Source organism: Stenotrophomonas sp. YJH_SMC_120 (assembly GCF_059368675.1).
Map to the genome: position 1 here is coordinate 139,440 of NZ_JCAFRY010000009.1, position 20,390 is coordinate 159,829.

The 20,390-nt window shown below is 67.1% G+C and carries 15 protein-coding genes; 6 read left to right on the top strand and 9 right to left on the bottom strand.

Features of this window, described 5'->3' with window-relative positions:
- Nucleotides 1-109: 109 nt before the first annotated feature.
- Nucleotides 110-544 (top strand): hypothetical protein, encoded by a 435-nt coding sequence (locus tag AC5P60_RS12905; protein ID WP_242899466.1) that lies wholly within the window; start codon nucleotides 110-112, stop codon nucleotides 542-544.
- A 103-nt stretch (nucleotides 545-647) separates the two neighbouring features.
- Here AC5P60_RS12905 and AC5P60_RS12910 read toward each other — a convergent pair whose 3' ends face one another.
- The 6 genes from AC5P60_RS12910 to AC5P60_RS12935 form a co-directional block, all read right to left on the bottom strand.
- Nucleotides 648-3,683, bottom strand: coding sequence for an autotransporter family protein (locus AC5P60_RS12910; protein WP_483693630.1), 3,036 nt, complete (start codon nucleotides 3,681-3,683; stop codon nucleotides 648-650).
- A gap of 300 nt (nucleotides 3,684-3,983) precedes the next feature.
- Nucleotides 3,984-5,051: an acyltransferase family protein gene (locus AC5P60_RS12915; protein WP_483693631.1), complete on the bottom strand. Its 1,068-nt coding sequence runs from the start codon at nucleotides 5,049-5,051 to the stop codon at nucleotides 3,984-3,986.
- Nucleotides 5,051-6,199, bottom strand: coding sequence for an N-acetylglucosamine-6-phosphate deacetylase (gene nagA, locus AC5P60_RS12920; protein ID WP_005414488.1), 1,149 nt, complete (start codon nucleotides 6,197-6,199; stop codon nucleotides 5,051-5,053). Before nagA ends, AC5P60_RS12915 begins: the two co-directional genes overlap by 1 nt.
- Entirely contained in the window at nucleotides 6,199-7,227 is a 1,029-nt protein-coding gene (locus AC5P60_RS12925) for an SIS domain-containing protein (protein WP_495201752.1), read from the bottom strand. Before AC5P60_RS12925 ends, nagA begins: the two co-directional genes overlap by 1 nt.
- Nucleotides 7,228-7,234: 7 nt before the next feature.
- Nucleotides 7,235-8,302, bottom strand: coding sequence for a LacI family DNA-binding transcriptional regulator (locus AC5P60_RS12930; RefSeq protein WP_005411045.1), 1,068 nt, complete (start codon nucleotides 8,300-8,302; stop codon nucleotides 7,235-7,237).
- A gap of 39 nt (nucleotides 8,303-8,341) precedes the next feature.
- The gene (locus AC5P60_RS12935; RefSeq protein ID WP_483693632.1) at nucleotides 8,342-9,631 is read right to left on the bottom strand and encodes a sugar MFS transporter; all 1,290 of its coding nucleotides are present in this window, start codon (nucleotides 9,629-9,631) and stop codon (nucleotides 8,342-8,344) included.
- A gap of 377 nt (nucleotides 9,632-10,008) precedes the next feature.
- Between AC5P60_RS12935 and AC5P60_RS12940 the strand changes: the two genes are divergently transcribed.
- The 3 genes from AC5P60_RS12940 (at nucleotide 10,009) to AC5P60_RS12950 (ending at nucleotide 16,349) form a co-directional block, all read left to right on the top strand.
- Nucleotides 10,009-11,028: a glucokinase family protein gene (locus AC5P60_RS12940; protein WP_049402426.1), complete on the top strand. Its 1,020-nt coding sequence runs from the start codon at nucleotides 10,009-10,011 to the stop codon at nucleotides 11,026-11,028.
- Between the two features lie 143 nt (nucleotides 11,029-11,171).
- Nucleotides 11,172-13,880 carry a TonB-dependent receptor gene (locus AC5P60_RS12945; protein ID WP_005414491.1) on the top strand — a complete coding sequence of 903 codons (2,709 nt, stop codon included), beginning with the start codon at nucleotides 11,172-11,174 and terminating at the stop codon, nucleotides 13,878-13,880.
- 111 nt (nucleotides 13,881-13,991) lie between these two features.
- Nucleotides 13,992-16,349: a beta-N-acetylhexosaminidase gene (locus AC5P60_RS12950; protein WP_495201753.1), complete on the top strand. Its 2,358-nt coding sequence runs from the start codon at nucleotides 13,992-13,994 to the stop codon at nucleotides 16,347-16,349.
- Nucleotides 16,350-16,454: 105 nt separating this feature from the next.
- On the opposite strand, the gene AC5P60_RS12955 is transcribed toward AC5P60_RS12950, so the two are convergent.
- Entirely contained in the window at nucleotides 16,455-16,847 is a 393-nt protein-coding gene (locus AC5P60_RS12955; RefSeq protein ID WP_049402429.1) for a VanZ family protein, read from the bottom strand.
- A complete protein-coding gene (locus AC5P60_RS12960; protein ID WP_033835245.1) occupies nucleotides 16,844-18,028 on the bottom strand; it encodes a class I SAM-dependent methyltransferase in 1,185 nt (394 codons plus the stop codon). The genes AC5P60_RS12955 and AC5P60_RS12960 overlap by 4 nt, the downstream gene beginning before the upstream one ends.
- Nucleotides 18,029-18,087: 59 nt before the next feature.
- Here AC5P60_RS12960 and AC5P60_RS12965 point away from each other — a divergent pair, with 59 nt between their 5' ends.
- On the top strand, nucleotides 18,088-18,825 hold the full coding sequence (locus tag AC5P60_RS12965; protein ID WP_005411052.1) for a pteridine reductase: 738 nt from the start codon (nucleotides 18,088-18,090) through the stop codon (nucleotides 18,823-18,825).
- 31 nt (nucleotides 18,826-18,856) lie between these two features.
- Here the strand turns inward: AC5P60_RS12965 and folK are convergent, their stop codons facing one another.
- Nucleotides 18,857-19,342 (bottom strand): 2-amino-4-hydroxy-6-hydroxymethyldihydropteridine diphosphokinase, encoded by a 486-nt coding sequence (folK, locus tag AC5P60_RS12970; protein WP_012481279.1) that lies wholly within the window; start codon nucleotides 19,340-19,342, stop codon nucleotides 18,857-18,859.
- A gap of 92 nt (nucleotides 19,343-19,434) precedes the next feature.
- Between folK and AC5P60_RS12975 the strand changes: the two genes are divergently transcribed.
- Nucleotides 19,435-20,178: a proteasome-type protease gene (locus tag AC5P60_RS12975; protein ID WP_012481280.1), complete on the top strand. Its 744-nt coding sequence runs from the start codon at nucleotides 19,435-19,437 to the stop codon at nucleotides 20,176-20,178.
- Nucleotides 20,179-20,390: the final 212 nt, after the last annotated feature.

Genomic DNA, 20,390 nt, shown 5'->3' on the forward strand with positions numbered 1-20,390 from the left:
TCCTCGTGATCCGTCGGCCTTTTTTCGTTTCGATTTTGACCGGCACGCCAACCCGCACCGCCCGCCACCTTGCACGCCGCAGGTGGCCTTGCCTCGTGAGGTTGCCGCCATGAACACGCCCCACCCCACCTATCCACGCCTGCAGGCATTGCTCGGCGCTGCACTGCCCGGCCTGCAGCTGCCCACTACCGCCGCCGAAGCGTTGGAAGATGCACTCGCCGAAGCCAACGAACAGGCGCCGCCCTCCGCATTCTTCGCGCGGTTGCGCGGCATCGCTCACAGCCACGCAGCCGACGGCCAGGCGTGGCGCAAGCGGCAACTCAGCGAGGGGCGCGGTCGGGAACTGGCCGAGGCGACGCGTTGCCTGGCGGCGTTGTCTGCGTGCGGCGGGGTACTGCTGGCTGCACAGTCGGCGCGCGAGACGGACGATGCGCAGGCGCAGTGTCCGCCGCAGGTGGAGGAAGGCCTGCTGCACGCAATGGTGGTGTTGGCCGATCATGCCAGCGCGCTGGTGGAACCGGATGCGTGCGCACCGCTGCTGTAGAGCCGAGCCGTTGCTCGGCTGCGCGGAGGTCATGGCATCGGTGGGATTCGTGCCGACCAAGGTCGGCACCTACCAGAGCGGGTCATGACACCCGTACCGCGCGCTACCAGTACGCGCGCAGGCCGATGTTGCCTTCGATGATGCGGCGCTTCTCGTTGCGGTCGCCACCCAGTTCACGGGTGTAGTCGGCCACCGCGTACGCACTGATGGTGCGGTTGAAGCGCCCGACCACACCGACGCCGGCCTCCAGTGTACGCGAGCGCTGCGAATTGATGATCGTGTCGTTGTCGAAGCCGACGCGGTCTTCGCCGGAACGGCCATGCCAGTAGTTGAGCTTGAAGTACGGCTGCCAGCCGTTGTCGGCCAGCTGATAGTCGCCGGCAAGGCGCAGGCCGACGCGGCCGGTCCAGGCGTTGTCGTTGTCGAAGCGTACGCTCGACACCTCATCGCGGCGGTCGTCCAGCGAGGTGCGTTGCCAGATCACCTGCACCTGCGGTTCCAGCCACCATGCGGACTGACCGAAGTGCAGCAGCGGTTTGCCCGCCTCCACCGACACGCTGGTGCCATCACCCTTGATCCCGAAGCCGAGCCCGCGCGAGGAACGTACGCGGCCGTCGTAGCGGCTCTGCATCGCCACGGCGTCGATGTAGCCGCCACTGCTGCCGGTGAAGGTCCAGTACAGGCCCACGTGCTTGTCGTCCAGGCGGTTCTGGCCTACCTGCACGTTCTCCCAGCCCAGTGCCAGGCCGGTGGTCTTGCCCTGCGCGCGGGTGCGGCCGACGAACACGCCGATCTGGTTGCGGTGGTTGTCAGAGGCAGCAGCCCACACATCCAGACCGGCCTGCAGGCCCATCACATCGCCATCGAAGCCCGGCTGCGCATCGCCCTTCCAGTGGATCTCGCTGCTCTGCCCCACCAGACGGCCCCAGGCGGTGCGGAACGCACCCTGGTTGTACAGCAGGCGCTGCTCGCCCTGCCGCTCGTGGAAGGTACCCAGGCTGGCCAGCGAGGTCTCGCGCAGCAGCGGCGGCACCACGGCATAGGTGGCAGTCTCGACGCGGTACAGCGGCACCACCGCGCCTTCGGCGGGGCGTGCGCCCGGCGTCGGCGGCGTACCGGTTCCGGGTAGCGCACCGCCGGCCACCGGCACGTCCGGCACCGCGGGATCACTGGGCGGCGCCACAGGCGCCGGTTCCGGTGGCGGCGGCGGTGGTGCGGTCTCGCCGGCAGTCAGGTCTGGATCGGTGGCGCCTTCGGGCGGCGGCGGCGGTGCCGGGGTGATCGGTGGCGGTGGTGCGACGGGCGGCGTCGGCGTCGGCGGCGGCGGCACGCCATTGATACCGCTTCCGTTTGGCGCTGGTGCCGGGCCGGCCACCAGGGTCGAGCGCAGGTACCAGTTCTCGCTGGTACCGGCACTGACACCCCCCTTGAACAGGAAGTACTCGTAGGCACCGGCCGCGACCGGTGCGAACAGCGAAAACGCGCCCGGCGCGGTGCGGCCACCATTCAAGGCCTGCACCACCAGGATGCCATCGGCCAACGTGGCAGCGCCGCTGCCGCCGGCATTGAGCACGCCGATGCCGGTCGTGCCGGTGACGGCACCACCATCGATCACCAGGCGGTCGCTGGTTGAATTATCCGCCCCCAGAACGGTGCGCAGGTACAGACCACCACCGTCACCGCGGTAGTTGCCACGCACGGTGAACACGTCGCCGGCGCCAGTACCGGTCAGGTCGATGCGCCCGGCATTGACCATCTCCACCAGTGCACCACTGTTGAACGGACGGACGGCATGGCTGCCACTGCCCGCGTAGACGGTGCTGGTGTCATCCACCGTGAGCGTGCCGGTGCCGGTTCCGCTGTCGCCCAGCACCAGATCGCCATCAAAGGTCAGCTCGGTGCTGTTGGCCAAGCTGATCGCCTCCCAGTTCTGGAAGCGGCCCACGCCCGTGGTCTTGACGTTGTTGAAGTTGAGCTGGTCGATGCCACTGCCGCCGTCGAACAGCGGCACCGCACCGAGGTTGCCCTGGTTGAGGCTGCTGAGGTTGGCCACATCGTTGTCCGGCCCCATGTCGATCGCGCCGTAGACGATGCCACCGCCACTCCAGTTGAAGGTGTCGCTGCCGGTACTGAGCAGCACCTGCCCGCGCACGGTGCCGTCGGTGATGGTCACGCTGTCGTTGCCGCCACTGACACTGATGTTGCCGCCGATGTAGGCCGTGCCCGAGATGATGATGGTATCGGTGTCGAAGCCGGTCACCACGTTGCCGTCAACCGTACCGCCAGACTGGTCCCACAGGTTCTTGTCCAGCTTCATGTTGACGCGGCCGATGCGGCCAGCGGTCATCCAGGCCTGGTCGCCATCCTCGAACGCGCCGATGATGCGGCCACCGCTCATGCGGAAGGTATCGATGTTGTCGCCCTGCTGCAGCGCGCCGATGGTGCCGCCACTCATGATGAAATCATCGCGGCCACTGCCCTGCGCCACCACGCCGGTGACGGCGCCGCCGGTGACGGTCATCTGGTCATCGCCGCCGCCCTGGTCGACGCTGTCGATCGTGCCATCGCTGAGCAGCAGCACATCATTGCCATCGCCCTGCAGGACGCCGCCGGTGATGCTGCCGCTCTGCATCTCGAGGCGATCATTGCCCGCATCGAACTGTACGCCGGTGCGCCCGCTGATCGCTCCTCGATTGACCAGCACGCTGTCGCCCGCACCGACGAACTGCAGGGCGGTGTTGTTGCCGGTGCTGATGCTGCCGGTGTTGTCGACGCGGCTGCCACCCCCAAGCTGCACGGTTACACCGCCGACCGAACTGATCGCGCCCTGGTTTGACAGCAGGTGACCACCGGCGCCGACCAGCGCGATGGCCGATCCACCACCACTCTGCTGCAGCTGTGCACCGGCGGCGACATTGACGGTGATGCCGGCCGCACCATTTGCGGTAACGGGAGTGGTCTGCGGATTCGGCGCGTTGGTATCACAGGTGACCGTCTGGCCGGCAGTCGGTGCCGGGCTGTTGCAGCCGGCCCAGGCAACGCTGGCGGTCGTCAGAAGCAGGGAGGGAACGGCGAGGGCCTGCAACACGGAAACAGCAAGGCGGCGCGGACGGAACGCACGCGGAACGGCACGGTACATGGGGCACTCCTGGGCGGGCAATCAGGAACTGCGTATGTGCGGCACGGCGCTTGCAGTCTGCCGTGTGGTGAACCATTTCGATAGGTGAACTTGCGTGCGGGAAATCACAGTTCAGATGTGAAATCGCCCAGCCCTCACGCCGATGTGATGTGGCTGAAATCGTTCATTTTTTTCCGGCATCCGGAATCACGCGCAAAGCATCCATGCATGGCGTGGATCTACTGATCCTGCATCGCCAATCGATTCGCTCATGGCACCTGGTAAATCTACGTCATGCCTGGATGCCGTTGGCGGATGGGGTCAGATCTTCAGGTAGATCTTCCGCTTATCCAGCCACCACGCCACGCCCCACCACAGTGCGACGAACACCAGCGCCTGCAGCATCGACGCCAGCTCCAGCGCCTGCGGCATCGCGGTGGCCAGCTGCTGCCAGATCCACCCCCAGATCCCGGTGGCCATCAGCACCACCGACATCACCGATGCCCCCAGGTACGCGGTGATCGCATTGACCCCGAAGCGCCGGCCGAGTGCCGGCCAACCCTTCTGGTCGATCAGCACGTGGCCCAGCCACAGCGCCAGCGCGGCCAGGCCGCCGGTCCACAGCACGTAGCTGGGCGTCCACAGCTGCTTGTTCAACGGCAGAACCACGGCCAGCAGCAGGCCCAGCACAGCGGCCGCCACGCCCAGCCCTGCCAATGCCGCCGAACGCCCGTTGCGCAGCAGGCCACCGGCAAGCAGGCCGAGCACGGTACTGGCCAGCGCCCCCAGCGTGCTCAGCAATCCTTCCGGGTCATGGCCCAGTCCGGTATCGGCATGCCACTGGTAGATCCACGGTGCGAACAGCGCGGTATCCAGGCGGCTGGCCGGGTTGGTCCACGGCGCCAGGTCGCCGATGCCCAGCAGCAACACGGTGTACCCCACCAGCAGCGCGATCAAAGCGCCCACCTGCACGCGTGGTCGCGCGTAGACCGCCAGTACGCCCACCAACGCCGCACACACCGCGATGCGTTGCAGCACGCCCCAGATGCGGAAGTGATGCGTATCCAGTGCCCACCAGATCAGCAGATGCAGCAGCGCACCGGCCACCAGGATGCGCAGCGCGCGCTCCAGCACGCCGCGCGCCAACGCGGGTCGCGCCGCCGCATCCTGCGCGCGCGGTGCCACGCTGAAGGCCATTGACACGCCCACCAGGAACAGGAAGAACGGGAACACCAGGTCGGTGGGCGTGCAGCCATGCCATTCCGAGTGACGCAGCGGCGCGAACACCGCACTCCAGTCGCCCGGATTGTTGACCAGCAGCATCGCCGCCACGGTGATGCCGCGCAGGGCATCGATCGAGCCCAGCCGGCGTGGCGGCGAACTGTTCATCAGGCGGCCTCGTACTGTCCGGCAATCCAGGTACCCCGTACCTGCAGGGCGTCGTCCAGCAGCACCAGGTCGGCCTGGTAGCCCTCGGCGATGTGGCCCAGGCGATCATCGACATTGAGGAACTGCGCTGGGTACGTCGATGCCATGCGCGCCGCTTCGGCCAGCGGCTGGCCAAGCAGCTGCACGGTGTTGCGCACCGCGGTGGCCATGTCCAGCGCCGAGCCGGCCAGCGAACCGGCAGCATTGCGCACCACGCCGTCGACAGCGGTAATGGTTTCGCCGTACAGCACGTAGCTGGGATCGTCGGCACCGACCGGCGGCATCGCATCGGTCACCAGCAGCAGGCGGCCTCGCGGCTTGGCCGCCAGCGCCACGCGCAGGCTGGCCGGGTGCACGTGAACGCCATCAACGATGATGCCGATCCAGCTGTCGCGGTCCTCCAATGCGGCGCCCACCGCACCGGGCTCACGGCCCTGCAGCGGCGACATCGCGTTGTACAGGTGGGTGAAGCCACGCACACCGGCATCCAGGCCGGCACGGATCGCTTCGTAGGTACCTGCGGTGTGCCCGGCCGCAACGATCACGCCACGCTCGACCAGCGCACGGATGGTCTCCAGCGGCACGCGCTCCGGCGCCAGCGTCAGCACGGTCACACCGTTGTCCAGCGATGCCGCCAGCGCGATTTCTTCTTCGTCCGGCACGCGGAACTTGCTGGCATCGTGCGTGCCCTTGCGCGCCGGTGCGATGTACGGGCCTTCCAGGTGGATGCCGATCACGCCTGGTACACCCTGCGTGATCGCCTCGCGCATCGCAGCGATCGCTTCGCGCATCACTGCCACGTCATCACTGATCAGTGTCGGCAGCATCGCCGTGGTGCCGAAACGGCGGTGCGCCTGCGCGATGGTGCGCAGTGCCGCCACGTCCGGCGTGTTGTTGAACAGCGCACCACCGCCACCATTGACCTGCACATCGATGAAGCCGGGCAGCAGCCAGCCGCCACCCAGGTCCACCTGCTCGGCGGCATGGCCGAGCTGCGGTGCGGCGTCGGGCAACAGCGCGCTGATGCGACCGTTCTCGATCACCAGCGCCAGATCATCGCGGAAGTCGTCGCCCGCCAGGATGCGGGCATTGCGCAGGACGGTCGCCATTACACGGTCTCCGTCACCTTGTTCAGGTGCGGCGGCAGGTCCGGGTTGAAGCCACGACGCAGCGCCAGCGCATTGATAGCGCGGTAGAAGCTCTGCACGGTCAGCAGCGGTGCGCACAGCGGGTGCGGCGCAGCAGCCACCGGCAGGTTGCCGCCAGCACCGGCCATCCATACCTGTGCGCCACGCGCGGTGAATTCTTCGACGACGGCACGGGTGCCGGCGCCGGTTTCATCCGGCTGGGCAAAGGCCAGCACCGGGAAGCCGCGGTCGACCAGCGCCATCGGGCCATGCTTCACTTCAGCCGAGCTGTAGGCTTCGGCATGCAGGCTGCAGGTTTCCTTGAACTTCAGCGCCGCTTCCTGCCCCGCCCCCAGGCCCAGGCCACGGCCGAGCACGAACAGGTTGGTGGCCTCGACCAGGCCTTCGGTCACCGCGCTCCAGTCGCACTGCCACGCCTCACGCAGCGCGTCGGGCAGCAGGTCCAGCGCCGCGCGCAGGCTGCTGTCCTGCTTCCAGTACGCGGCCAGCTGCAGCAGCGCGGCCAGCGACGCCAGGTAACTCTTGGTCGCCGCCACGCTCTTTTCGGCACCCGCGTGCAGCGGAATGACCGTGTCGGCCAGCTGCGCCAGCGGTGAATCCTCGACGTTGACCAGCGCGATCACGCGCGCACCGGCCGCCTTGGCGGCCTCGGCGTTGCGCAGCAGGTCCGGGCTCTTGCCCGACTGCGAGATGACGATGAACAGTGCGCCACGCAGCTGCAATGGTGCGGCGTAGACCGACCCCACCGATGGCGAGGCCGACGCGACCACCAGGCCCAGCTGGGTTTCCAGCAGATACTTGCCATAGGTGGCGGCGTGGTCGGAGCTGCCGCGTGCACAGGTGACCACGAACGGCGGCGGTGCAGCACGCAGGCTGGCGGCCAGGGCTTCCATGGTGGCGTGGTTGCGCGAGAACTGGCGCGCGACCACGTCGGCCGCTTCAGCGGCCTCGGCGAACATCAGGGTGGACGTGGGGTCTGACAGCGACATGGCAGGCTCAGGCAGGATCGGAAGGAAGGGGGCGTGCGCCGGCGGGGCGCATCGGCGCGGTCGAACCACGCACCACCAGCTGCGGCACGAAGCCCTGGTTGTGCAGCGGCGCCGGCGCGTCGTCGTAGGCATCGCTGCGCAGCTGCGCGATCAGCAGGCGCGCGGCGTGGCGGGCGATGTCTTCGGTGGCCTGCTTGGCCGTGGTCAGCGGCGGCCACGACTGGCGCGAGAACGGGCTGTCCTCGAAACCGGCGATGGACAGGTCGTACGGCACGTTCATGCCGGCCGACTTTGCGGCTGCCAGTACCCCGGCGGCGATTTCATCGTTGGAACCGAAGATGGCGGTGGGTGGCTCGCGCAGCGCCAGCAGGCGGCGCGCACCGCGGAAACCGTCATCGAAGGTGTAGTCGCCCTGCACCACCAGATGCTTGTCCACGGTCATGCCGTAGTCCTTCAGCGCGGCTTCGTAACCGGCATAGCGTTCGCCAGAGGAGCGGTGCGAGCTGCCGCCCCATAGGAAGCCGATGCGCTGGTGGCCCAGCTGGATCAGGTGCTCGGTGATCTCGTAGGCGGCCTCGCGGTCGTCCACGAACACACATGCGCCATCGGCCGGGTCTTCGGTGGCGGCGATGATGCGCACCAGCTTGATGCCGCGCGCGGTCAGCGCCTGGATCAGGTCGCGGCGCTCGGACATCGGTGCGGTCAGCACCAGCCCGGCCAGGCGCGAACGCTGCACCCAGTCGGCCAGTTCATCGGCCAGCAGCGGCGAGCTGGAATCGCAGGGATGGATCTGCAGCCCGAACCCGGTCTCGCGGCAGGCGGCGAGCACGCCGTTCTGCACGCCGATGATGTGGTATGGGTTCGGGTTGTCGTAGACCAGCCCGATCACGAAGGTGGTGCCGCTGCGCAGGTTGCGCGCGGACGGATCGGGTTCGTAGTCGAGCTCGGCGATGGCACGCAGCACTCGCGCGCGGGTGGCCTGCATCACCGAGGGCTCGTTGTTGATCACGCGCGAGACCGTCTTCAGCGAGACCTTGGCTTTCTCCGCAACGTCCTTGATGGTCGCTCTGCGCATGGGTTTTCCCTGGGGTTGGCTGCCGTCCATCATCGCCGATCAGGCCTTGTCCTGCGGCAGGCCGGCGCGATGCCCGATCACCGAATAGAACAGGATGTACAGGTAGCACGGCACCATCAGCAGCACGAACACCAGCTGGAAGTCGATGTGCTGCTTGAGCACGGCGAACAGCTGCGGAATGATCGCGCCACCGGCGATGCCCATCACCAGCAGGGCCGAGCCGGTTTCGGTGAAGCGGCCCAGGCCACGGATCGCCAGCGGGAAGATGGCCGGCCACATCATGGCGTTGGCAAAGCCCAGCAGGGCCACGAAGGCTACCGACACATAGCCGTGGGTGGCCCAGGCGCCAAGGCAGAACACCACGCCCAGCACCGCCGAAATGGTCAGGTAGCGCGACTGCGAGACAACCTTGGGGATCAGCAGCAGGCCGACCACGTAACCGACCAGCATTGCGCCCAGGGTAAGCGAGGTGAACATCTTGGTCTGGTCCAGCGGCAGGTCGAAGCCGTGGCCGTAGGTACCGATGGCATCGCCGGCCATCACCTCCACGCCCACGTAGACGAACAGGCACAGCACGCCCAGCCACAGATGCGGGAACTGGAAGATGCTGCGACGCTCGGCGGCACCGGCCGCAACCGGCGTGGCATTGGCTTCGGACGACTTGATTTCCGGCAGCGGCGAGAACAGCACGGCCACCGCCAGCAGCACCAGCAGGCCGGCCATGGCCAGGTACGGCACATGGATCTTGGCGGCGAATTCGTTGAGCAGCTGCGCCTTGGTCGCTTCATCGGCAGCGGCCACCGTGGCCGACAGATCACCGATGCCATGCAGCACCACGGTACCGATCAGCACCGGCGCGAGCATGCCGGCGATCTTGTTGCAGATGCCCATCAACGCGATGCGGCGTGCCGCCGTCTCGATGGGCCCAAGGATGGAGATGTAGGGGTTGATCGCGGTCTGCAGCAGGGCCAGGCCGCTGCCGATCACGAACAGGCCGCCGAGCGCGCCCGGATACCAGCGCTGGGTGGCGAATTCGCCGAACAGCGCGGCGCCCCCGGCCATCACCAGCAGGCTCAGGCTCAGGCCCTTCTTCATGCCGGTGCGGCGCAGGATCCACGATGACGGCAGGGCCAGGAAGAAGTAGGACAGGTAGAACACCATCAGCACCAGGAAGGCGCCGACCTCGCTGAGTTCGAAGGCGAGCTTGACGAAGGTGATCAGCGGGCCGTTGAGCCAGGTGAAGAAGCCGATCAGGAAGAACAGCACGCCGACGATGGCGATGGAGGTGGCCACGTTCGGGCGCACGCTTGCAGCGGGGACGGCGGACATCAGGAGGGCTCCTGCGGCGACGGCCGCAGAACGCGGCGTCGGAGAGTGGCTGGGAACAACGTTGTCACATTCTTTCGATGGACAACCGCGGTTTGTCAACTTCCCCGCGAGGCCGCGTGAGCCTCATGCTGCACTGCGCAACCCGATGGCAGCGGATCGTGCTGAATGCGCCGCAGCCCTTGAGTCCCGTGCAGCAACGGTTCCAACGTGAAACCCATGCTCACGCGATGTAAACGTTTACTGCACGCCGCATTCGTTGCGACGCAGCAACGAAAGTGTCACGAACTCGTTGACATCGTTGTCAGCGCGGTTACAGACTCCGCCCCAATCGCCGCCCTCGAACCTTGGGGACGGCCCCACCTGCAGCAGGAGCCCGCGTGACCGCCAGCCACCCCGCCCCGGCCCATGTCCTGTCCCGAATCGCGCCCTCGTTCCTGGCCGCCGACGTCGGTGGCACCCATGTGCGCGTGGCCCGGGTCCAGGCCAGCGGTGATGCCGCCCATCCGGTGCAGGTGCTGGAGTACCGCAAGTACCGCAACGCCGACCATGCAGGCCTCAGCGCGATCCTGTCCGACTTCCTCGGCGAAGGCCCGCGGCCCACGCACTGCGTGGTCGCCAGTGCCGGCTACGCCCGCGAGGACGGCACGGTGATCACCGCCAACCTGCCGTGGCCGCTGTCGGCGCGCCAGGTGGAAGCCGACGTCGGCCTGCAGCGGGTCTTCATCGTCAACGACTTCGAAGCCGTGGCCTATGCCGCCGCGCAGGTTGACGCCAGTGGCGTGCTGCACCTGTGCGGACCGGAAACCGCCGCCCGCGGCCCGACCCTGGTGGTCGGCCCCGGTACCGGCCTCGGCGCCGCACTGTGGATCCCCACCGCGCACGGCCCGGTGGTGCTCCCGACCGAAGCCGGCCAGCCGACCCTGGCCGCCAGCACCGAACTGGAAATGGCCATCGTCCGCCACATGCAGCGCGACCGCGCGCACGTGTCGATCGAACATGCGATCTCCGGCCCGGGCCTGATGAACCTGTACCGCGCGGTATGCGCGCTGCAGGGCCAGGTGCCGACCCTGGCCAGCCCCGACGCGGTCACCGCTGCGGCCATGGCCGACAGCGATGCACATGCGCGCCAGGCGCTGGATGTGTTCTGCGGCCTGCTCGGCAGCACCATCGGCGACATGGCGCTGTTCTACGGCGCCCACGGTGGCGTCTACCTGGCCGGCGGCATCCTGCCGCAGATCCGCGAGTACCTGCACGCCAGTACCTTCGTCGAACGCTACCTGCAGAAGGGGCCGATGGGCGAAGCGCTGGCACGCATCCCGGTGAAGGTGGTCGAGCACGGCCAGCTGGGCGTGGTCGGCGCTGCCAGCTGGTACCTGCAGCAGCAGTCGGCCGCCTGACACCGCAACAGGCTTCAACGCAATCGCAGCACGCAGTACGTGGCACGCCAACGCACGGGACTTCGCCGCCGCCCCGCGCATGTCATCGCAACCGTAATCGAACACCGCCGCCGGCATCCAATCGAGTGATGAGGAGAGACATCATGAACACCCGCAAGACCCTGCTTTCGGCCGCCATCGTCAGCTGCATCGCCTTCAGTGCACATGCGCAGCAGGCCGCCCAGACCGCCACCGACCTGGATACCGTGCAGGTCACCGGCATCCGTGGGTCGATGGAAAAATCGCTGGACACCAAGCGCGAAGCCAATGCGCGCGTGGAAGTGGTCACCGCCGAAGACGTGGGCAAGCTGCCCGCGCACAACGTCGCCGACACCCTGCAGCGCCTGCCGGGCGTGAACATCAGCTCGTCCAGCGCCGACGAAGGCGGCTTCGACGAAGCCGACCGTGTCAGCCTGCGTGGTACCAGCCCGAGCCTGACCCAGACGCTGATCAACGGCCACACCGTCGGCACCGCCGACTGGTTCGTGCTCAGCCAGGGCAACAACGTCGGCCGCAGCGTCAGCTACTCGTTGCTGCCGTCGGAACTGGTGCGCTCGGTGGAAGTGAACAAGTCCTCGCAGGCCAAGCTGCAGGACGGCGGCACCACCGGTACCGTCAACATCCTCACCCGCAAGCCGCTGGAATTCTCCAAGCAGCTCACTGCGGAAGGCTCCATCGGCATGGTGCGTTCGGACCAGGCCAAGTCCAACGACCCGCAGCTGTCGGCACTGTTCAACTACAAGAACGACGAAGGCAACTTCGGCGTGATGGTGCAGGCCTTCAGCCAGAAGCGCGAGCTGCGCCGCGAAGCGCAGGAAATCCCGGGCGGCTTCTTCCAGATCGATCCGAATGGCACCGTGGCCAAGTCCAACCCGGACCTGGCCGGCGTATACGCGCCGGGCCTGCTCGGCTCGACCCTGTTCGAACAGACCCGCGAGCGCAAGGGCGGCCTGGTGTCGCTGCAGTTCAAGCCGATGGACAACCTGACCCTGGGCCTGGAAGGCTTCAGCTCGGAACTGAAGGCGAACAACTACAACCGCAACTTCATGCTGTGGGGTGGCCGCATCCTCAACGACCGCACCGTTGAAGATGCCAATGGCAACAAGATCCTGATTCCGGGCCAGGCCCCGAATCCGGGTTACGTCATCAAGGATGGCGTACTGTCCAACGCCACCTTCGCCGGCCAGGCCGACCGCGACTACGCGGTGTACGACATGATCTACCGCGAGTCGAAGGCCAAGACCAACTACATCACCTTCGATGCCGATTGGCAGATCAGCGACAACCTGGGCATGAAGTTCCAGGCTGGCAGCACCAAGGGCACCGGCGAAACGCCGCGCCAGTACATCGCCGAAGTCAACCTGGCCCGTGGTGGTGGCGCCACCTGGGCAACCCACGGCAACGGCTCGCCGATCGACTGGAACGTCGGTGGCAACATCGGCCCGAGCGGCGTGACCGACTTCGGCACCTGGGGCAACCAGCAGGTCACCGCGATCGACAAGGAAAAGTGGGCCACGCTCGATTTCAACCAGTACTTCGCCGACGCTGGCGTACTGAACTCGATTGATTTCGGCGCCCGCTTCGGCGACCACAAGCGCGAGGCCAAGTCGCCGGAAGGCGCAACCCCGGGCGCGATCTGGAATGCGCTGAAGAACGGCGCCACCGCCAACTTCCCCGGTGGGTTCGCCAACGGCATCGGTGGCAGCTTCCCGCGTGACCTGTGGTACTTCACCCCGGGCGCACTGAAGGAAGCAGTGACCAACAACTCCACCTGGCTGTCCGGCAATGACGGCCCGACCGGCCGCCACAACTACGGCGCCGAGTGGACGGTGTCCGAGAAGAACTTCGCTGCCTACGTACAGGGCAACTTCAGCGGCGACCGCTGGAGCGGCAATGTCGGCCTGCGCTACGTCAACATCAAGCAGGATATCGATACCTACGCCGCCGCCACCGGCTCGACCGTGCCGGACGTTAGCAGCCTGTTCGGCGCGTGGACCCGCGAAGCTTTCGAGAACAAGCACAACCGGGTGCTGCCGAGCGCCAACTTCAAGTACGACCTGCGTGACGACCTGGTGCTGCGCGTGGCCGCCTCGCAGACCCAGACCCTGCCGGACTTCTCGGCACTGGGTGCCTCGTCGTACGGTTCGGACCTGAACCGGACCGGCGGTGGCGGCAATCCGAAGTTGAAGCCGGTGGTGTCGACCAACTTCGACGCCAACCTGGAGTGGTACTTCATGCCGCGCGGCATGTTGTCGATCGGTGCCTACTCGATGCGCCTGAAGGACTACGTCGCCTTCAGCACCGAGAAGGAAATGCTGTTCAGCGAGCTGACCAACCGTCTCGAGGAATACAACATCTCCCGCCCGCGCAATGCCGACGGCAAGGTGCGCGGTATCGAAGTGGCCTATGAGCAGCCGATCGGCGAGTATTTCGGTGTCAATGCCAACTACACCTACGCCGATGGCAGCACCGACCACACCTGGGCCGATGGCAGCGACAACCTGCTGGGTACTTCGAAGAACACCTACAACGTCGGTGCCTACTTCGAAAACGATACCTTCGGTGCACGCGTCAGCTACACCCGCCGTTCGTCGTTCCTGATCGGCCTGTCCGGCGCCAACCCGTACTACCAGGATGACTTCGGCACCCTGTCGGCGTCGCTGAGCTACAAGGCCACCGACTGGCTGAGCATCAGCTTCGATGCGCTCAACCTCAACAACCCGACCTACAAGTACTACCAGACCGCGGCCATCCCGACCTCGTTCTACAGCAACGGTCGCCAGTACTACCTCAACTTCCGCTTCAAGTACTGATCCAGCGGCGGCAACATCGCCGAGTCGTGCACGCACGCCGGGCCTGGGTCATTCCGGGCCCGGCGTTTTTCATGTATAGCGTTCATCGCACCGATCCAAGGAGTCGTACCGATGGTCAAGCCTTCCCGCGCCCGGATGCGCAGCGCAGCGCTGCTGGGCAGCCTGCTCGCCCTGTTGCCGGCACTGCCGGCACTTGCCGCCGACCCCACGCCCGCCACTGAAGCACCCGGCCCCCTGCTGCGCGCCGGCAGCCTGATGCTGATTCCCGCCCCGGCCACCGTGCAGCGCGGCCAAGGCAGCGGCATCACCGTCCGCGCCGACACCGTGCTGCAGGCCGAAGGCGAAGCCGCGCAGCGCGTCGCCAGCCAGTTCGCCGATCTGCTGGCCCGCAGCGGTGGTCCGCGCCTTGCAAGAGCCAGGGGCAAGGCGGCAGGCACGTCGGGCAGCATCCGCTTCCAGATCGTGCCCACCTTCCGCGACAGTGGCGAAAGCTACACGCTGGAGAGCACCGCGCAGGGCGTGCTGATCCAGGCCGGCAACGAAACCGGCCTGTTCTACGGCGCGACCACCCTCGCCCAGCTCGCCACCGGCGGCAGCAATGGCGTGCTGCCGGCGGTGCAGATCCAGGACGCGCCACGCTTCAGCTGGCGCGGTTTCATGCTCGATTCCGCACGTCACTTCCAGAGCCTGGACGAGATCAAGCGCGTGCTCGACGCGATGGCCGCGCACAAGCTCAACACCTTCCACTGGCACCTCACCGACGACCAGGGCTGGCGCATGGAGATCAAGCGCTACCCGAAGCTGACCGACGTGGGCAGCTGCCGCCTGCCGGCCGGCGACGGTGGCATCGATCCGGTCACTGGCAAGGAGCATCCGTATTGCGGCTTCTACACGCAGGACCAGATTCGCGACGTGATCGACTATGCGGCGAAGCTGCATATCCAGGTGATCCCGGAAATCGATGTCCCAGGCCACGCGACTGCCGCGATTGCTGCGTATCCGGAGCTGGGCACCATCGATACGCCGTTGAAGCCGATCAGCGAATGGGGCGTGTTCCCCAACCTGTTCAACACTGAAGACAGCACCGTCACCTTCTTGGAAAACGTGCTGGAAGAAGTGATCGACCTGTTCCCGGCCAAGTACGTGCACGTCGGTGGCGACGAAGCAGTGAAGGACCAGTGGGAAGCGTCGAAGCAGGTGCAGCAGCGTATGCGTGCGCTGGGCATCAAGGATGAAATGGCCATGCAGAGCCACATCATCAAGCGCCTGGAGACCTTCCTGGAGGAGCACGACCGGCGCCTGATCGGCTGGGATGAGATCCTCGAAGGCGGGCTGCCGCCGCAGGCCACGGTGATGTCCTGGCAGGGCACCGAAGGCGGACTGGCTGCGGCCAGCGCCGGCCATGACGTGATCATGTCGCCGGTCGGCTACCTCTATCTGGATTACCTGCAGACGGCGTCGCCGAACGAACCGCCCGGCCGCCCGACCCAGGTCAACCTCGGCAAGCTGTACAACTTCGAGCCGGTGCCGGCCGAGCTGGCCGCTGACAAGCGCGGGCACATCCTCGGCCTGCAGGCCAACATGTTCACCGAGCACACACGCAGCTACGCACGCCTGCAGCACAACCTGTTCCCACGCCTGGCCGCCGTGGCCGAGACCGGCTGGAGCACGCCGGAACATCGCGATTTCCGCGATTTCCTCGCGCGCCTGCCGTCCCAGTTGCAGCGCTACCGTGCCTGGGGCCTGGCCTATGCGCAGACCCCGTTCGAAGTGGGCGTGGCCTACACCGACAATCGTGCGGACAACACGGTGACGGTGTCGCTGGCCAATCCGCTGGGCTATGAAGTGCGCTACAGCACCGATGGGCAACCGGTGAGCGCGCAGTCACCGCTGTACCAGCAGCCGCTGACCGGAAAACTGCCAACCACCGTGCAGGCTGCCGCGTTCTACCAGGGCCAGATGCTGGCGGCGAAACCGACCATTGCCACCTTCACCGCACAGTCGCTGCTCAGCCGCCGCAGCGATGAGCTGCTCAGCTGCGTGGGCAAGAAGGGCCTGGTGCTGCGCCTGGAAGACGATGGCCCACGCGAAGGCAACCGTGCGGTGTTCAACGTGGACATCTTCCAGCCGTGCTGGCGCTGGCCGCAGGCACAGCTGGACGGCATCGGCAGCCTGGAAGTCCGCGCGGGGCGTATTCCGTACTACTTCCAGCTTGCCCACGATGAATCCAAGCGTCGCTTCGAGAAGGCCAAGCGCGCGCACGGCGAGATGCAGGTGCGTCGTGGCGACTGCAGCGGCAAGGTGCTCGCGGAAGTGCCGTTGCCGGCCAAGCCGGATGCCGATGGCTTCGTGACCCTGCGTGCGGCGCTGCCGAAGGGGACGCAGGGCAGCGGTGACCTGTGCGTCAACTTCACCGGCGACACGCGCCCGGCGATGTGGGTGCTGGATGAGGTGACCCTGGGGAAATGACGGCAGGCCTGTCCAGGTGGGTGCCGGCCTTGGTCGGCACCTCGGGCAGAGCATCCACGCATGGCGCGGATCTACGGGTAGGTGCCAACCTGGGTTGGCACGCCTTTACCCGCGCCAGCGCAGCAGCAGGTCGCGCAGCGGGGTCAGTGCGGTGGCCATGCCGGCGAGCACACCGACCGTGTTGGCGATGGCATCCATCGGGTCGGCCATGCGGTTGCTGGTCAGCGCACCCTGGGCAAATTCGATGCCGATGCCCATCAACACCAGGCCCACGCCCACCCACAGCAGCGGGCGGCCCCGACGGAACAGCTGCACCGCGCTGCCGGCCAGGATGAAGTAGGCGAGGAAGTGCTCGCCCTTGTCGCTGTTTTCCGGCAACGGAATCGGCGGCGGTGGAATCAGGCAGACCACGATCACCAGCAGTACTGCCGCCGCCCACAGCCCGGCCCACAACCGCGGCCGCCGCAGCGGCTTGATCGCCGGCAACACCTCGCTCACAGGCGCCAGCTCAGGTCACCCAGCTCGAAGGCCGGTTCGAAGTCGACGCCACGCTGCAGGCCGATGGCCTGGAAGCGCTCGCCCATCTCGGTCGGCAGGGTCAGCTTCTTCACCTGGTCGCGCAGCTGGATGCGGCCGACCTCATCGGTGCGTTCCTCGGCCAGCAGCAGCACCTGGTCCAGGCCATTACCGAGCAGGAAGCTGGCCTGGCTGCAGTAGCCGGCCAGCTCGAATCCGCCGTGCATGCCGGCCTCGGCCATCGCGGTGAAATCCACCGACGCGGTGATGTCCTGCAACCCCGGCCAGCGGTGCACGTCGTTGTGCACGTGGTGGCGGTAGAACGCACGCACGGTGCCATCGTCGCGGTCGTGCTGGTAGAACTCGCTGCGACTGTAGCCGTAGTCGACGAACAGCATCGCACCACGCTGCATGCCACCGGCCACCGCCTGCAGCCAGTACGGCAGCTGCGGCAGCACTTCAGAACGGTAGCCCTCGGCGAAAGGCTTTTCCAGGTAGCGCTCGATATGGCGCACCGCACCGTTGAGCAGGATGTCGGCCGGCTGCGCGCCACGGATGAAGTTGCCCTCGGCGTCCAGCTCGACGGTTTCCTCGTAGACCTCGCCATCCCGGATCAGGAAGCGCGGGGTCGGCAGCGCGTCGATCACCTCGTTGGCGAACACCACGCCTTCCCAGTCCTCCTCGAACGGGCGGTCGACCCAGTCCACGCGCGCGGCCAGCTCGGCCGGCAGGTTCTGCTGCAAGCGCTGCTGCTGGCGCTCGCGCAGATCGGCACTGGGTTCCAGGATGGCGTAGCGCGACGGCAGCGCATCCAGCTCGGCCAGGCGCAGCAGCACCGCCTCGGCAAAGGCGCCGGTACCGCCGCCCAGTTCCAGCATCCGCGCCTGCGCACCCAGCTGGGCAAACACCGGCGCCAGCGCATTGGCCACGCTGCCGGCGAACAGGCTGCCGAGCTCGGGCGCGGTGGTGAAGTCGCCACTGCCACCGAACTTGCTGGCGCCGGCGCTGTAATAGCCCCAGCCGGGGGTATACAGGCAGAGCTCCATGAAGCGCGAGAACGGCATCGCCCCGCCCTGCGCAAGGATCTCGGCGCGCAGGGCGGCCGCCAGCTGGTCGCTATGGGCCAGGGCATCGGCTTCGGGCAGGGGGAAGGTGGGCTGCATGGCGTCTTCGAATGCGGTGACAATGGTGCACAGGATAGCCGAGCCTTGGAGGACCCTCGATGAGCGATACCCACCCCGTGGTCCTGATCACCGGCAGCGCGCGCCGGATCGGTGCGGCCATCGCCCGCCAGTTCCACGCCTGTGGCTGGTCGGTGGTGCTGCACGCCAATACATCCAGCGCCGAGCTGCAGCAGGCCGCGTTCGATTTCGACAACGTGCGCCCGGGCAGCGTGCTGGCCCTGCAGGCCGACCTGCGTGACGCCGACGCCCTGGCCGACCTGGTGGAACAGGCGGTCACCCACTTCGGCCGACTGGACGCGCTGGTCAACAACGCCTCCAACTTCTTCCCCACCCCGCTCGGCCAGGTCACCGCCGAGGCAATGGACGAGCTGTATGCGGTCAATGCACGCGCGCCGCTGCTGCTGTCACAGGCGGCGGCGCCCTACCTGCGCCGCCAGCAGGGCTGCATCGTCAACCTGACCGACCTGCATGGCACCGACCCGATGCGCGACCACATCGCCTACACCATGGCCAAGGCCGCGCTGGAGATGGCCACCCGCGCGCTGGCGCTGGAGCTGGCACCGAAGGTGCGGGTCAATGCGGTGGCCCCGGGTGCGATCCTGTGGCCGGAGCAGGGCAAGGACGATTTCGCCCGCGAGGCGTTGCTGGCGCGCACGCCGCTGGCACGGATCGGCACGGTCGAGGAGATCGCCGAAGCGGTCTACTGGCTGGTGGCCGAAGCCAGCTTCGTCACCGGCCACACCCTGCGCGTGGATGGTGGGCGCACGGTCAGTTGAGGTAGTGCCGGCCGCTGGCCGGCAACCGCCATCATTCCAGGTCCACCACCTCGAACGCTTCGCCAAACTGCGCGTGCGCCCGCCACAGCGTGGCCAGGTCCTGCCCGCTGACCGGGTCGATGAAGCCCGGCGCGATGTCCGCCAGCGGCTTCAGCACGAAGGCATGCTTCAGTTCCGGGCGCGGAATGCGCAGGTGGCCGGGGCCTTCCACCACCAGGTCGCCGTAGAACACCACGTCGATGTCCAGGGTCCGGTCGGAGAAGCGCGGCCCGCTGCGATCGCGGCCATGCGCGTCTTCCAGCGCATGCAGCCAGTCGTCCAGTTCCTGCAGCGGCAGATCGGTCTCGATCGCCACCGCATTGTTGAGGAAGGCCGGGCCATCGAAGCCGACCGCGGCAGTACGGTAGGCGGGTGACACCTGCAGTGCGCCAAAGCGCTCGCGCAGGGCCGTCACCGCGGCGTGGAGGTAGCGGCGGGGCTGGACGTTGCTGCCCAGGCTCAGGAGCACGGTGGTCATGCGGTTCAGGTGACGGCACTTGAGGGGGCGTGGACATGCCGTCGTCACGGCGGCCTGCCTACAATCCGGGACGCACATGATAGGGCACCGACATGACCTATTGCGTTGGAATCGAGGTGGACGAAGGCCTGGTCTTCGCTGCCGACACCCGGACCAATGCCTCGCTGGACGATGTGCGCGTGCACCGCAAGCTGCACGTGTTCGAGTACCCCGGCCAGGCAGCCTACGTGCTGATGGCGGCTGGCAACCTGGCCACCACCCAGCTGCTGGTGTCACGCCTGGGGCGCGACGCCGGTGAACGGCGCACGCCCAACCTGCGCGACATGACCCATCTGTTCGAAGCTGCCGAGTACGTCGGCCAGCTGCTGGTGGACAGCCAGGTGCACAGCAGCCACAGCGAGCACGGCCATGACGGGGTCAACACCCAGGCGACGCTGATTTTCGGTGGCCAGATCGCGGGCGAGCGGCCCGGGCTGTACATGATCTACCCGCTCGGCAACGCCATCGCCGCTTCGCCGGAGACGCCCTATCTTCAGATCGGTGAGTCCAAGTACGGCAAGCCCATCCTGGACCGCATCCTCAGCCCGGCCACACGCCTGGAGGACGCGGCGCGCACGGCAATCGTGTCGCTGGATTCGACCATTCGCTCCAATCTGTCGGTAGGCCTGCCGATCGACCTGGCGCTGCTGCGTGATGGTGAACTGCGCATCGGGCAGCAGCTGCGGCTCGGCGCGGATTCAACGTTGTATGCGGACATCCACCAGAACTGGTCACGGCGCCTGGAGCAGGCGGTGGACGCCCTGCCACGCTTCCCCTGGGAAACTGCCGAACGGTAGTGCCGGCCGCTGGCCGGCAACCGCATTGATCCCGCCACACAGGGATGCCGGCCAGCGGCCGGCACTACCGGGGCATCAGCCCAGCGCTTCGGCCACGGCGCGGAAGACCTGCTGCATCTGCAGCGGCTGGAACAGGCGGTGGACGCCCTGCCACGCTTCTCCTGGGAAACTGCCGAACGGTAGTGCCGGCCGCTGGCCGGCAACCGCGTTGA